This is a genomic window from Occultella glacieicola, from assembly GCF_004353825.1.
GTDB lineage: Bacteria > Actinomycetota > Actinomycetes > Actinomycetales > Beutenbergiaceae > Occultella > Occultella glacieicola.
In genome coordinates, this window is sequence record NZ_SMNA01000015.1 from 80,848 (window position 1) to 94,490 (window position 13,643).

Genomic DNA, 13,643 nt, shown 5'->3' on the forward strand with positions numbered 1-13,643 from the left:
GGGTTCTTCGTGAGTCATCCCAGGGGTCGGACGCACTGCTCGCCCGGGGTCCCGACCCGACGGTGGCGTCCGGGCGGGCGACGGCGGACAATGGTCACCTCGACGAGGTGGCGAGCCGGTGATCTATTGGATGCTCCTGCTATGGACCGTGGCCCTCACCGTGGCGGTGTGGCCATGGGGGTACCTCGCGGCCCGGCGCGCCGCCCGCGCCCGCCGCAGGCGGGCCGAGGCTGCCGTCCCGACCCACGCGATCTGGCCGCGCCGGGCCAAGCGAGCCCCCGCCGTCGACCCCCTTGTGGTTCTCGAGGTGCAGATCCGGCTCGCCGAGCTCGCCGCCGAGGTACAGCTGGTCGAGTCCACCCCGGGCATGTACGCGCAGGCGCACCATCTGCGGGCCGCGCTGGCCGCGTATGACGCGATGCTGGCGCAGGCGTGCGCCCTGGCCGGGCTGCCGTTCCCCGGGCAGGCGCTGACCACGCCGGTCGCCGAATCCGAGCGCGAGCGCCGTGAGCTGGAGCTGAGCGCGCGCGGCTGGTCCTGGTAGCCGTCCATCGGCCGGACGGTGTTCGCGCACGGGCCGCAATGTTTCTATCCTGTACCGGGCGCGTCACGCCGTCGTTAACTCGGCCGACACCGGATCCATCCCCCGAGCGCCAGATCTGTACCGCGTGCGTCACGCACGCGAAGAACCGAGGAGTCTTCGTGGAACCCGATCTGAATGCCGTCTTCGAGCTCGTGCTGCGCCGCAATCCCGGCGAGGTCGAGTTCCACCAGGCCGTCCGCGAGGTGTTCGACTCCCTCGGTCCGGTGCTGAAGAAGAACCCGCATTACGCCGACGAGGCCGTGCTGCAGCGCATCTGCGAGCCCGAGCGGCAGATCATCTTCCGGGTGCCGTGGGTCGATGACGAGGGCAAGATCCGGATCAACCGCGGATTCCGGGTGGAGTACAACTCCGCGCTCGGCCCGTACAAGGGCGGCCTTCGCTTCCACCCGTCGGTCTACCTGGGCATCGTGAAGTTCCTCGGGTTCGAGCAGGTGTTCAAGAACGCGCTCACCGGGATGCCGATCGGCGGCGGCAAGGGTGGCTCCGACTTCGACCCGCGCGGCCGCAGCGACGGTGAGGTGATGCGGTTCTGCCAGTCGTTCATGACCGAGCTGTACCGGCACATCGGGGAGTACACGGACGTCCCGGCCGGCGACATCGGCGTGGGCGGCCGCGAGATCGGCTATCTGTTCGGACAGTACAAGCGGATCACGAACCGGTACGAGTCCGGGGTGCTCACCGGCAAGGGCCTGACCTGGGGTGGCTCGCTGGTGCGCACCGAGGCCACCGGGTTCGGCACCGTGCTGTTCGCGAACGAGATGATGAAGACCCGTGGCGAGTCCTTCGACGGCAAGCGCACCGTGGTCTCCGGCTCCGGGAATGTGGCCATCTACGCGATCGACAAGGCGCAGCAGTTCGGCGCCCACGTGGTCGCGTTCTCCGACTCCTCCGGATACGTCGTCGACGAGGCCGGCGTGGACGTCGGCCTGCTGCGCCAGATCAAGGAGATCGAGCGCGGCCGCGTCACCGACTACGTGAGCCGGCGCCCCGGTGCCAGGTTCGTGGCCGAGGGCTCGATCTGGGACGTGCCGGCGGAGGTCGCCCTGCCGTGCGCCACCCAGAACGAGTTGCACGAGGACCACGCCGTCACGCTGATCAAGAACGGTGTGTCCGTCGTGGCCGAGGGCGCGAACATGCCGACCACCCCCTCCGCGGTGGCGCTGCTCCAGGAGGCCGGTGTGCTGTTCGCGCCCGGCAAGGCGGCGAACGCCGGTGGTGTGGCCACGTCCGCGCTGGAGATGCAGCAGAACGCGAGCCGGGACGCCTGGTCCTTCGAGCACACGGAGGAGCGGTTGGCCGAGATCATGGCCACCATCCACCACAACTGCGCCACCACGGCCGAGGAGTACGGACAGCCCGGCAACTACGTGGTCGGTGCGAACATCGCCGGCTTCACGAAGGTGGCCGACGCCGTCATCGCACTCGGGGTGATCTGATCCCGGTGGCCACGACCACCCGCACCGTGGCCCTGGAGATCGCGATCACCGGGGTCCAGGGCGCCCGCGCCGCACTCGACGGGGGCGCGGACCGGGTCGAACTGTGCAGCGGACTCGAGGTGGGCGGGCTGACGCCGAGCCTCGGCCTCGTGGACGCCGTGGTCGCCACCGGTATCGACGTGCACGTGCTGGTTCGCCCCCGCCCGGGTGGGTTCGTGTTCACCGCCACCGAGGTGGAGGTCATGGTCCGCGACCTGGAGCACCTCGTGGACGCGGGCGTGGCCGGCGTGGTGATCGGGGCGCTCACGCCCGACGGCGGTCTCGACCGGCACGCCGTCAAGTCGCTGGTGCGCGCGGCCGAGGGGCGCGACGTCACGTTCCACAGGGCCCTGGACGTGGTCGCCGATCGTCCCCGTGCTCTCGGCGAGCTCGCCGATCTCGGCGTCCGTCGGGTGCTCACGTCCGGCGGCACCGCGCGGGCCGTCGACGGCCTCGCGGTCCTGGCCGACCTCGCCAGGGCGGCGTTCGGCCGGATCGAGGTGATGGCCGGCGGCCGCGTGGACCCCGAGCACATCCCGTTGCTGCTCGAGTCCGGGGTGGACGCGGTGCATCTGTCCGCCCGAGTGCCCCGTGAGGACGCCGGGGCCTCCGGGCCGGGTGGTGGCCCGGCCGCCTACTCGGTCGCGGACCCGGTGATGATCGCGCACGCGGCGGCTGCTCTGACATGAGGGCAGCAGGCCCCGGAGCGTTCGTCATCGCCGTGGACGCCGGCGGCACCCACACGAGGGTGGGCTGTTTCGGCCCGGATGGCGCGGTCCTCTCGACCGCCGTCGGGCCGGGAGGGAGCCCGCTGCACAACGACGATGCCGCGGCGAACGTGTCCCGGGCGCTGACGGCGGCTCTGGGATCGGCCGGCCTCGAACCCCGCGACACACTCGCCCTCGCCGTGGGGACCTCGGGGATCAGCCGCGCCGGCTCCAACCAGGGCGACGGCGTGAATGACTGGGCTGGGGAGTACTACGACCTGCCGGGCCTGACCTGCCCGCGGATCATCGTCAACGATGCCGTGATCGCGCACCGCGGAGCCCTGGCCGGCGGCCCGGGAATCGTCGTCGTCGCCGGGACCGGATCGATGATCCTGGCGATCACCGAGGATGGTACCGAGATCGAGAGCGGACAGTTCGAGCACTACGCGGGCGGTGCGCGGCACCTGGTCCACGACGTGATGCACCGACTCCTCAGCGAGACCGATCCGCTCGAGGCCGACCCACTCGCGGCCGACCCGCTCGTACAGCAGGTCCTGGAGTACTGGCGAGCCGCCGACGTGTCCGACCTGCGCCGGATCGTCCTGGAACTCGGCAACGTCGACCGGAACGTCCGCAAGCGCCGCTACGGCGACCTCGCACCCACTGTCACCGCGGCCGCGGATGAGTCTGCGCTGGCCGACGCCGCGCTGCGCTCGCTCGCGTCGAAGACCGCCGACGGCGTTGCCGTGCTGGCGCCGTCGATCGGGACACGGCCGGTGCCGGTGGCCGTCTCCGGCTCGCTGGCCGGCGATCCGGCGTTCGTCAGCCGTCTCGGCGACGCCCTGAGCGCCGCCCGAGGGGTGCCGACCCGTCTCGTTGCCTCGGTCATGGATCCCCTGGGTGGCGCCGCCCTGATCGCCTACGAACTCGCCGGGATCGACGCGAGCCGCCAGCTCGGCGAGCGACTGGCTACGGCCCTGGCGTTCTCCGGATAGCCGAGTCGGACCACCCGTCGTTCAGGTGATTCGGCCGGGGCCGTTCACTGCGGCCCGGCTCGTTCGTGGTGTCCGTGCTCCGGTGCTTGTCTCACCGCTTCGATCGCTGCGACCGCGCTCCGGAATGTCATGCGAACATATAGCCCTCACGACTGGAGAAATCATGAAGGTCTATGCCCATCGCGGTGCATCGCTCGAGCATCCCGAGAATACTCTCGCAGCGTTCACGCGTGCCGTTGAGCTGGGTGCGGAAGGAATCGAGCTCGACTGTTACAAGGCGAAGGACGGCACCGTCGTCGTCATTCATGACAACACTCTCGACCGCACCACGAACGTGACCGGAGCGGTGAAAGAATGGACCGCTGCAGAACTCCGCGACGTCGATGCCGGCAATGGCGAGCACGTCCCCACGCTCAAGGAGGTGCTGACGTTGGTCGCGGGCAAGATCCGGGTCAACGTCGAGGTCAACGACCCGACTGCCGTCGAGGGCGTCATCGAGGTCACCGGCAGCATCGACGGCCTCGATTGGTTCGCCTCGTCCGCGCAGTGGGAGGTCCTGGCCGAGCTCCGCGAGCGTGCCGGTGCCGACGTCTACCCCCTGACGATCGGCACCGCGGAGAATGCCGCTGCGATGATGTCGCGCCAGCACGACCAGATGACCGAGGAGCAGGTCACGAACCTGCGCGCGTGGGCACGCCAGTGGCCGGAGGCGGTCGGGTTCGCGAAGGAGATCGGTGCCGCCGGGCTGTCGATCTACGAGGTTGGCCTCACGCCCGGGATCGTCGCCGCCATCCACAAGGCCGGCCTCGAGGTGTGGGCCTGGACGATCAACGATCCGGCCCGCGCTGACGAGCTCGCCGCGATGGGGGTCGACGCCGTCTGCACCGACGCACCCGCCGAACTGATCGCAGCGCGTGAGGTCGCTCCAGGGGGGCCGCCGGCTGATCGACCTCGTGCACACCTGCACGAACGCCCTGCCCGGCTCGACCGGGCAGAGCGTCCGTGGCGGATGCCGACCAGCACCTAGAGGTAGGGCTCGACGTTCTGCTCGAAGGCCCGCTGGAACTCGCTCGTGAGCGACGGGAACACGTCCTCGGCGTTCTCGCCGGACAGGATGATCCGTTCGAAGTGCTCCGTGATCAGCAGGTCACCGCCGGGGAGCAGTGCCCGGGCGTAGTCCTGCACCTGCGTGATCGCGAGCTGGTCGATCGGGATCTGGCGGTCCGGGACCTCCTCGATCCCGGCCTTCATCGTGTCCGTCTCCAGAGCGGCGCCGCGGGTGGGCACGTAGCCGGTCCCGATGGAGAACCGTGCGCTGTTCTCCGGCGTTGTGAGGTGCTGGAGCAGCATCCCGCCGGCGAGCTGCTTCTCCGGTGTGGTGGCTGAGATCGCCAGGCCATTCCCCCCGGTCGGGACACGTGGGGCGTCGGCCGGCACGGTCCCGCCCGGCATGAACGCCACACCGAGACTCGGCAGCAGTTCGCGGTAGCTGGTGATGCCGCCGGTGGAGCCGAGGATCGACCCGTACAGGCCGGAGGTGAACTCGGCGGCCAGGTCGACCCCCACCTTCGACCAGGCGTCGGGTCCGTTGAAGGCATCGCGGTAGAAGTTCCCGACCCAGAGCGCCTCCTCGCTGTCGAGGGTCCACTCCCACTCGTTCGAGTAGCGGGCCCCGTGCGCCCACAGCACGTTCTGGGCGATCCATGCGGTGCCCGACGGGCCGGGCGCGGCCCATCCCATCGGCGCGCCGCCGGCCGGGACCACCGACGCCAGCTGGGGGCTCCACTCCTGGAACTCGGTCCAGGTCTCGGGGCCACGGTCCGGCAGGCCCGCCGCCTCCCAGAGGTCGGTGTTGTAGTAGAACATCGGCGTCGAGCGGCCGTATGGCACGGCCCAGTGATGGCCGTCGAACTCGTAGTCGTCGTAGAGCGCACCCTGGAAGTCGTCGACGTCGACCTCCAGGTATGCGAGCAGATCGTCGACCGCCATCGTGCTGCCGGTCAACAGGTACTGGAACCAGAACACGTCCGACGCCTGGGCGACGTCGGGCTGCTCGGAGGTGCCGAGCGAGGCGCGGAAGTTCTGTGCGAGCTCCTCGTACGAGCCGCCACCAGAGACGGCGTTGACGGCGATGCCGGTCGCTTCGGTGAACTCCTCCAGGAGTGCGACCTCCACGTCGCCGCCCCACGGCAGTGCCATGAACGTGATCTCATCGGCGGGCTCGATCGAGGCCCAGTCGACGCCGGCGGAGGTCTCGCTCGCGCCGTCGTCGGGGCCACCGACGGTAGGGCCGGAGCACGCTGCCAACAGCCCACCCCCGAGGCCGAGGCCGCCGAGTTGCAGGACGTTCCGACGCGAAGGCCGACCGAGACGGCCGAGGGCGATGAGTTCGTTGCTTGTACGCATGCGCGACTGCTCCTTCAGGATGGTGGGACAGGGGATGGGACAGGGTGAAGCCGGATGGCTCACCCGGTGACTGCGCCGGTGGTGAGGCCGGCTACGAGGCGCCGCTGGACGAACAGGAAGATGACGAGCATCGGGACGGTGACGACGGTGGTGGCGGCCAGCAGCACGCCCCAGTTCTGGACCCCCTCGAGGTCCTGCAGGTGGGTGAGGCCGACCGGAAGGGTCATCAGTTCGGGGGTTCTGGCGATCAGGCTCGGCCAGAGGTACTCGTTCCACTCACTGACGATCGTGACCAGGGTGACGGCGGCGATCGTGGGTGCGGAGATCGGGACGACGATCTGGAACAGACGGCGCAGGTGACTTGCGCCGTCGAGTTCTGCCGCCTCGGTGAGCGAATGCGGAAGCTGCATGAACTGCTGCCGGAAGAGGAAAGTTCCGAACGCGCTTGCGAGACCGGGCACGATGATCCCCGCATAGGTGTTGGTCCAGTCCAGTCCCGCCACCAGCACGTAGTTCGGGATGATCGTGATCTGGCCAGGGATCAGTAGCGTGAACAGCAGCACCGTGAATGCGATCTTCTTGAAGGGCACCTCCACGAACACCAGGGCGTAGGCGCAGCCCAGCCCCAGCAACACCTTGAACAAGGTGCTGACCGCCGTGATGGCGACGCTGTTGGCGATCATGCGTGGCAGCGGGATCGAGTTGGCGACCGCGACGAAGTTGTCGAGGTCCCACGACGAGGGCAGCAGCTGCAACGGCAGGGTGCTGATCTCCGAGTTGGTCTTGAAGCTCGCCAGCACCATCCAGATCAGCGGAAACGCCATGACCAGGGTGCCGAGCAGCAACATGACGTACAGGCCGGCGTCGAGCAGGACCGAGCCCGGCCCGCGCCGGCGCCGACGATGCCGGCCGATCGCGGGGTCTGTGGCGGTGGGGGCCGGGGTGGCCCCGCGCCGCTGGGTCAGTGCATTGGTCACTGGTAATGCACCCGCCTTTCGACGAACTTCATCTGGATGACCGTGATGACGAGGAGCAGCACGAACAGCACCGTGGCGACCGCAGATCCGTAGCCGGCACGGCCGATCTGGAAGCCCTCGACATAGACCTGGAACATCAGAGTCTTCGTCGAGCCGAGCGGGCCGCCGTTCGTCATCGCACGGATCAGGTCGAAGGACTGCAGTGCGCTCAGGGTCAGCGTGATGAGCAGGAAGAACGTGATCGGGCCGAGCAGCGGCAGCGTGATCCGGGAGAACGTCCGCAGGGTTCCGGCGCCGTCGAGAGCGGCCGCGTCACGCAGGTCCTGCGGTACCGACTGCAGGCCGGCCAGGTAGATCAGCGCCACATATCCGACGTGCTTCCAGAGGGTGACGACGATGATCATCAACAGAGGCCACGGTTGCTGCGTGAACCACTCCGGCGAGGCGACGTCGAACCAGCCCAGCACGATCGCCAGCAGCCCGATGTTCGGGTTGAAGATGTAGATCCACAGGAACCCGACGGCGATTCCGGACAGCACGTACGGTGCGAACGTCACGGTGCGGACGATCCCGCGGCCCGCCAGCTTGCGGTTGAGCGCGAGTGCGAGGGCAAGGCCTCCCGCCATCCCGCCGGCGACCGTGCACAGGGCGTAGAGCAGCGTGGTCAGCAGCACCCGCGGCGTCTCGGGGTCGTTGAACCACTCGGCGTAGTTCCCCAGGCCGACGAACTGCGCCATCTGGGAGCCGAGGTTCCAGTTCAGCAGCGAGTAGTAGAAGCTCAGGAACATTGGCCGATAGGTGAACACCATCAGCACGAGATAGTTCGGGCCGGCCAGCAGCAGGAAGATCCCGATGTTGCGCCGGAGCTTCTTTCTACGTGCCGTCGCCCGCCGTGTCTCTGGTACGGCGATGCCCAAAGTAGGAGAACCCATATGGAAAGCGATCCGATCGGGTGGGTGTCAAGGTGTGGACGATCCTCATAAATGAAACACGTGGCGCGAAGGACGTGCCCCAGAAAAGGTGCACGCATGGGCGGACCGACGACCTCCAACAATGCGCACGTCGAAACAATCGCATCTCATGGTGTCCCGATGCGCAATCGCATCACAACAACCGGCTCACCACATTTCGACTCCTTTCAGAGCAATACGGTCGCTCCCGTGCGGACCGAGTCGTATGCCGCCTGCACGATCCGCACCGTGCGCAGCCCGGAGCGCCCGTCCGGTTGTGGGGCTCGGCCGGCGGCGATCGAAGCGAGGAACTCGGCGATCATCGCGGTGTCCGGGTCGGTGCCGTAGGAGAGCCACAGACCGTTGCCACGCGTTTGCGAGTGCCCGTCGACGCGGGTGTTGAACGCATCCATGTCGGCGATGCCACGGTCACCGGTCAACTGGAGCGTCAGCCCGCCCCACGTCGGGTAGCTGTCCGGCCTGGACCAGCTGCAGTCGATCGTGACGACCACGCCGCCGTCGAGCTCGATCGAGATCAGGCCACCGGTCTCGACCCCGACCTCACCGTGCAGGACCGTGTTGCTGAGTGCGTAGACGCTCCGGGCGGCGACGCCGTCGAAGAGGCTGTCCAGCAGGTCGGCCACGTGCACCGTATGGTCGGTGATCGACCCGCCGCCGGCGAGCTCCGGGTCGACGAACCAGGATCGGTCCCCCTTGGGCAGCTTGCCGTTGTTGGCCCCGACCACTGCGCGGACCTCGCCGACGGCGCCCGCGTCGTAGGCCCGCTTGAGCGCCTTGAAGGCCGTCGAGAACCGCACGGGGTGGGCGACCATGAGGTTGACGCCCGCCGACTCGCAGGCCGAGACCATGGCTTCGGCATCGGGCACCGACGTGGCCAGGGGCTTCTCGCACAACACGTGCGCGCCCTGCGCCGCTGCCTGCTCGACCAGCGGGAGGTGCCGTACGTTCTCCGCGCAGATGACGACGGCGTCCGGTCCCCACTCCCAGACCGCCTCGTAGGTCTCGAGGTAGCGGACGCCGAGTTGTGCGGCCAGGACAGTCCCGCCGCTCTCGCCGACCGGACGCTCGCCGTGGTCGGGGTCGGCGGCGACGAGCTCGATGTCCCGACGCCCGTTCAGTGCCCGCACATAGGACAGCGCATGCGGGTGCGCGAAGGACAGTACGGCGATCTTCAGTGGGGACCTCATGCCGCCACCTCGACGTTCCCGATCGGTGCGACGGCGACCGGTTGCCCAATCTGCAGCGACGTGACGGCGGCCTCGGCGACCAGGATCGCCGCCAGCCCGTCCTCGGCGCTGACCCGGGGTGGGTCGCCGCCCATGAAGGCGCGGGCGATCTCGCTCAACTCCAGCTCGAACGGACCGACACCACTGACCTCGGGCAGCAGGCCGGTCCCGGCCCTACCGTCGTGGCCGGCGCCACCGTCGATGACGAGGGGCTTGTGCTCGGCGGAGTCGTGCCGAAGGATCCCGCCGGTGCCGGCGATCTCGAACGTCGTCCGGAAGGCCGTGCCGGGTCGCGCCCAGGTACCGGCTGCGTGAGTGATCGCACCGCTGTGGTGCTGCAGGATCACATGCGCGCTGACCACGCCGTCCTTGCCCGTTCCGGTGCCGGCCTGCCGCGCGAACACCGTGCCGACCGGGCCCGCGTTCCAGCATGCGAAGTCGAGGTCGTGGATCATCTGGTCGAGGATCACACCGCCGGAGGCCTCCTCGTCGTGGAACCAGTCCATGTCGGGCCGGGAACCCGTGCGGGTGAAGCGTTGGACCGCGACCGTGCCGATGGTGCCGGCGGCCACCTCGCGGTGCATCGACTCGTACTCGCTGAAGTAGCGGACCACGTGACCGGGGTAGAGCTGCACGCCCGCGGCACGGCAGGCCTCGATCGCCAGGCGGGCATCGGTTGAGGTGCGAGCCAACGGCTTCTCGCAGAACACGTGCTTACCGGCCGCCGCGCCCGCCTGGACATAGCCGAGATGCGACGGCGTCGGGGTGACGATGTCGACGACGTCGACCAGGTCGAGCAGTTCCGCGAACGAGTCTACGGCCACGCCCCCATGGCTCGCCGCGAGAGCCTGCGCCCCGGCCGTCGAGAAGTGGCTGATCTCCGCGCCGATGCTCAGCCAGGCCGACAGATGGGCACCGGCGATGCCGCCGGCGCCGATCATGCCGACACGTAGCGGGGGTGGCGCAGGGGTGACCTGGACAGTCACGGGCGTTCCTTCCCTTGGTGGTCCGGCTCTTCGTGGTTCGAGGTCCTGGCTGCGATCACGGCGTCGACCAGTGGGTCGGCGGCCGCTGCCGTGAGCTGGGCTCGTCGAACGCCGCCGAGCGCCACGGCGGAGTCGGTGAGTGCGGACACGGTGAGCGGGGTGCGCCAGCCGCGCGGGTCGGCAGCGGATGCCAGATGGGCGCGCAACCCCTCGACGATCCGTTCGCCGGCGCCGGACAGGCCGCCACCGATGACGACGACCTCGGGGTCCAGGACCGCCGTCATGAACCGGATCGTGCGGGCGAGCTCGGCGCAGTAGCGGTCGACGCGGACCTGGCTGTCGGCCTCCCCGGCGGCGGCCTTCGCGAAGACCGCGGCGACCTGGGCGCTGGTTGCCGAGCTGTCGCCGAGCAGCACACCGGGGGTGTCGAAGAACAACTCGGGCACGGAGCCGATCTCTCCTGCCTCGCCATGGCGACCCGTCACGATCTGCCCGTCGATCATGATCGACGCTCGCGCGCGCCAGCCGGCGAGGAGGTACAGGACGTCCCGATGGTTGCGAGCCGCGCCGCGCCACTGCTCGGCCAGCGCAGCGAGGTTGGCGTCGTTGACGAGTTCGACATCGGCGCCGGCCCACTCGGCGAGCTGAGCACGGATGTCGGAGCCACTCCAGCGGGGCACCACCACGGACCGTGACAGGCGGCCCTCGGAGTCCACGACACCTGGGACGCCGACGGCGAGGGACCGCAGCTGATCGACCCTGATCCCGAGCTCGTCGGTGGCGTCCTGGACGGCGCGCTCGACCAGTTGGAGGAGCTCTGGGCCGTCCGCTCCGCTCGGCACCGCGGCCCGGTGGGTGACACGGATCGTGCTGTCGATATCCGCGATCATCACCAGGATCTCGTGCCTGCCGACATCGACACCGGCCACGAACGCCGCGTCGGGGTCGATCGCGTAGCGGCGTGCCGGTCGACCCGCGCCGCGAGTGCGGTCGCTCTCGCCCCCGCCCGGTTCCTGCGGCCGGATCATCCCGGTCGCGACGAGTTCGGCGAGGATGACCTCGAGCGTCGGCCGCGACAGTCCGGCGGTTCCCCGCAGCTCGGTGACGCTCGCCGGGCCGCCGGTAGCCAGCACGCGCAGAACGGCGGCGGTGTTGGCCCGGCGTTGTAGGTCTTGCGTCATGGCTAATACGCTAGGCCTATTAGCGGAAGTGCGCAAGGATGACGTGACGATCGCCGTCAAGCGTTCGTCCGATGTTTACCCGAACGTCGTCCACTGTCCTTCGGAGACCACCTCGACGGCCCCGTCGACGACCGTGAAGGCGCTCTGTTCGTCGATGGCATAGGCGGGCCCGCCGATGTCGGTGGCCCACCGCTGCGCATCGGCCAGGGAGTTGCCCGGGAAGGCGTTCAGGTGCGGGAAGATCGAGAAGTCGACGACGCCAAGGGTGCGGTCGTCCGGTGCGGACGGCCACTCGACGAAGTACTCCCCGATCCGGGGTGCCATCACCATGCTCCCGGCGCTCACTTCGACCCAGACCGTGTCGGCCAGCGCAGGCAGGCGCTCGGCAAGCCCCGACTCCCGCATCCAGTGGGCCAGGTACGTCGCGTCACCGCCGTCGACGAGGAGCACCTCGGCGTCGCGGGCCCAGGGGACCCATCGCTCGGTGCCGATGGTGGGCAGCGCGGTGAGCTCGAGGACGCCGAGCGAGCACCAACCGAGGCCGGTGAAGTGCTGGAAGTCGGGGTCGGCGGCGATGAGGCCCCGCACCGATCGCGGACCGCACATCGGGTGACCCCACTGCGCGGTCGGGACACAGAGGGCGTGACACTCGGCCACCGGTTTGCCGAGCAGCTGCACTAGTGCCGAGTGGATGCTCGGGTTCGTGACGCCGCCCGAGGTGAGCAGGAGCCTCACGGTGCCTCCAGAGATTGAGCGCAACGGATGGATGCAGGGTCAGACCCGGGCCTGCGCCGGAACTCGTCGAAGTCCGGGCCCGCCTGTCGCCGCAGGCCAGGGCTCATCGAACGGCCCGCTGCTCCACGGTGAGGATCTCGGACCCGTCCTCGGTGATGGCGATCGTGTGCTCGCTGTGCGCGGTCCGGCAGCCGGTCGCGCTTCGGAGGGTCCATCCATCGGCGTCGGTCACCAGCTGATCGGTGTCGGCCATCACCCACGGTTCCAGTGCGAGCAGCAGTCCGGGACGCAGTCGGTAGCCGCGGCCCGGTCGCCCGGTGTTCGGGATGTGCGGATCCTGGTGCATCGTCGATCCGATGCCATGGCCCCCGAAGTCGGTGTTGATGGAGTACCCGGCCGCGGTCAGAACCGAGCCGATGGCATGGGAGATGTCGCCCAGACGAGCGCCCGGTCCGGCGGCGGCGATGCCCGCGGTCAGTGCGCGCTCGGTCGCCTCGATCATCGCGGCGCTCTCGGCACCATCGGTGAGTCGGGCGTCGCCCACGATGAAGCTGATGGCGGCGTCCGCGGCGACACCTCCGTGGGTGACCGCGAGGTCGAGGGTGAGCAGGTCGCCGTCGGCAAGGGTGTAGTCGTGCGGCATCCCGTGCAGCACGGCGTCGTTGACCGCCGTGCAGATGTAGTGGCCGAAGGGACCGCGTCCGAACGACGGCGCGTACTCGACGTAGCAGGACTGCGCCCCGGCCTCGGCGATCATCGCCTCGGTCCAGGCGTCGATGTCCAGGAGGTTCGTGCCGACCAGACTCCGGCTCTTCAGTGTCTGCAGGATGTCGGCGACCAGACCGCCGGTGTGTCGTGCCTGGGCCACCTCGGCGGGTCTGAGGATCTCGATCACGAGGTGCCTTCCGAGCGCTTCCAATAACTATCCCGGCCATATTATCCCGGTATTACTATTGGAGCCATGGTCAGGTTGCCACTCACCCCCGCAGAGGTCGAGCGCGGCCGCCGACTCGGTGCGCTGTTGCGGCGCGCCAGGGGAGCGCGCTCGATGCTCGAGGTTGCGCTCGACGCGGGCGTCTCACCCGAGACGCTCCGGAAGATCGAGTCGGGCCGCGTCGCGACCCCCGCCTTCTCGACCATCGCCGCGATCGCCGATGTCCTCGGGCTCTCGCTCGATATGGTCTGGGCCGCGATCAACGAGATTGAACGTGGTGCGCCATCGAACCTCGAAAAGTTGATCGCCGAGGGCGGGGTGACTCCCGCGCGCACCAAGCGGCACGCGCTCCCAGCACCGGTGGAGTCCCGGGGCGCCGTGAGTGACCTGGTCGCTGACCAGCGTCGTTGATCGCCTATCTCGACACTGGCGTTGTGACTCTTGCG

The 13,643-nt window shown here is 69.1% G+C and carries 13 protein-coding genes and 1 pseudogene; 6 read left to right on the forward strand and 8 right to left on the reverse strand.

The annotated features are described in order from the left end of the window. The first annotated feature begins 118 nt into the window (after positions 1 to 118). The 5 genes from EXU48_RS22335 to EXU48_RS22355 all read left to right on the forward strand — a co-directional run bounded on the left by EXU48_RS22335 (position 119) and on the right by EXU48_RS22355 (position 4,808). Positions 119 to 544, forward strand: a complete 426-nt coding sequence (locus tag EXU48_RS22335) for a hypothetical protein (RefSeq protein ID WP_235857209.1) — start codon at positions 119 to 121, stop codon at positions 542 to 544. 158 nt (positions 545 to 702) lie between these two features. Beyond that, positions 703 to 2,040: an NADP-specific glutamate dehydrogenase gene (gene gdhA / locus EXU48_RS22340; RefSeq protein WP_133109910.1), complete on the forward strand. Its 1,338-nt coding sequence runs from the start codon at positions 703 to 705 to the stop codon at positions 2,038 to 2,040. 5 nt (positions 2,041 to 2,045) lie between these two features. After that, on the forward strand, positions 2,046 to 2,768 hold the full coding sequence (locus EXU48_RS22345) for a copper homeostasis protein CutC (RefSeq protein WP_235857210.1): 723 nt from the start codon (positions 2,046 to 2,048) through the stop codon (positions 2,766 to 2,768). Further along, positions 2,765 to 3,781: a BadF/BadG/BcrA/BcrD ATPase family protein gene (locus EXU48_RS22350; RefSeq protein WP_133109911.1), complete on the forward strand. Its 1,017-nt coding sequence runs from the start codon at positions 2,765 to 2,767 to the stop codon at positions 3,779 to 3,781. The genes EXU48_RS22345 and EXU48_RS22350 overlap by 4 nt, the downstream gene beginning before the upstream one ends. 163 nt (positions 3,782 to 3,944) lie before the next feature. Continuing rightward, positions 3,945 to 4,808: a glycerophosphodiester phosphodiesterase gene (locus tag EXU48_RS22355; RefSeq protein ID WP_165962949.1), complete on the forward strand. Its 864-nt coding sequence runs from the start codon at positions 3,945 to 3,947 to the stop codon at positions 4,806 to 4,808. Here EXU48_RS22355 and EXU48_RS22360 read toward each other — a convergent pair. From EXU48_RS22360 to map, 8 genes are all read right to left on the reverse strand, one after another. Continuing rightward, positions 4,805 to 6,187, reverse strand: a complete 1,383-nt coding sequence (locus tag EXU48_RS22360; protein ID WP_133109913.1) for an extracellular solute-binding protein — start codon at positions 6,185 to 6,187, stop codon at positions 4,805 to 4,807. The two genes, EXU48_RS22355 and EXU48_RS22360, sit on opposite strands and share 4 nt — an antisense overlap. 59 nt (positions 6,188 to 6,246) lie before the next feature. Next, complete coding sequence (locus EXU48_RS22365) at positions 6,247 to 7,164, reverse strand: carbohydrate ABC transporter permease (RefSeq protein WP_235857211.1); 918 nt, start codon at positions 7,162 to 7,164, stop codon at positions 6,247 to 6,249. Next, complete coding sequence (locus EXU48_RS22370) at positions 7,161 to 8,081, reverse strand: carbohydrate ABC transporter permease (RefSeq protein ID WP_235857212.1); 921 nt, start codon at positions 8,079 to 8,081, stop codon at positions 7,161 to 7,163. Before EXU48_RS22370 ends, EXU48_RS22365 begins: the two co-directional genes overlap by 4 nt. A 221-nt stretch (positions 8,082 to 8,302) precedes the next feature. After that, positions 8,303 to 9,322: a Gfo/Idh/MocA family protein gene (locus EXU48_RS22375; protein ID WP_133109915.1), complete on the reverse strand. Its 1,020-nt coding sequence runs from the start codon at positions 9,320 to 9,322 to the stop codon at positions 8,303 to 8,305. Next, positions 9,319 to 10,347 (reverse strand): Gfo/Idh/MocA family protein, encoded by a 1,029-nt coding sequence (locus EXU48_RS22380; protein WP_235857213.1) that lies wholly within the window; start codon positions 10,345 to 10,347, stop codon positions 9,319 to 9,321. Before EXU48_RS22380 ends, EXU48_RS22375 begins: the two co-directional genes overlap by 4 nt. Then, positions 10,344 to 11,528 (reverse strand): ROK family protein, encoded by a 1,185-nt coding sequence (locus tag EXU48_RS22385; protein WP_133109916.1) that lies wholly within the window; start codon positions 11,526 to 11,528, stop codon positions 10,344 to 10,346. Before EXU48_RS22385 ends, EXU48_RS22380 begins: the two co-directional genes overlap by 4 nt. 75 nt (positions 11,529 to 11,603) lie before the next feature. Continuing rightward, positions 11,604 to 12,263 (reverse strand): Type 1 glutamine amidotransferase-like domain-containing protein, encoded by a 660-nt coding sequence (locus tag EXU48_RS22390; protein ID WP_133109917.1) that lies wholly within the window; start codon positions 12,261 to 12,263, stop codon positions 11,604 to 11,606. Positions 12,264 to 12,366: 103 nt separating this feature from the next. Beyond that, positions 12,367 to 13,158, reverse strand: coding sequence for a type I methionyl aminopeptidase (gene map / locus EXU48_RS22395; protein WP_133109918.1), 792 nt, complete (start codon positions 13,156 to 13,158; stop codon positions 12,367 to 12,369). A 66-nt stretch (positions 13,159 to 13,224) separates the two neighbouring features. Between map and EXU48_RS25215 the strand changes: the two are divergent. Further along, positions 13,225 to 13,476: pseudogene (locus EXU48_RS25215) on the forward strand (helix-turn-helix domain-containing protein); the annotation flags it as partial. Between the last annotated feature and the right edge of the window lie 167 nt (positions 13,477 to 13,643).

Coding starts and splice junctions, on each gene's coding strand:
- EXU48_RS22360 (WP_133109913.1), bottom strand. CDS start 6,187: ATGCGTACAAGCAACGAACTCATCGCCCTCGGCCGTCTCGGTCGGCCT.
- EXU48_RS22355 (WP_165962949.1), top strand. CDS start 3,945: ATGAAGGTCTATGCCCATCGCGGTGCATCGCTCGAGCATCCCGAGAAT.
- EXU48_RS22385 (WP_133109916.1), bottom strand. CDS start 11,528: ATGACGCAAGACCTACAACGCCGGGCCAACACCGCCGCCGTTCTGCGC.
- EXU48_RS22375 (WP_133109915.1), bottom strand. CDS start 9,322: ATGAGGTCCCCACTGAAGATCGCCGTACTGTCCTTCGCGCACCCGCAT.
- EXU48_RS22350 (WP_133109911.1), top strand. CDS start 2,765: ATGAGGGCAGCAGGCCCCGGAGCGTTCGTCATCGCCGTGGACGCCGGC.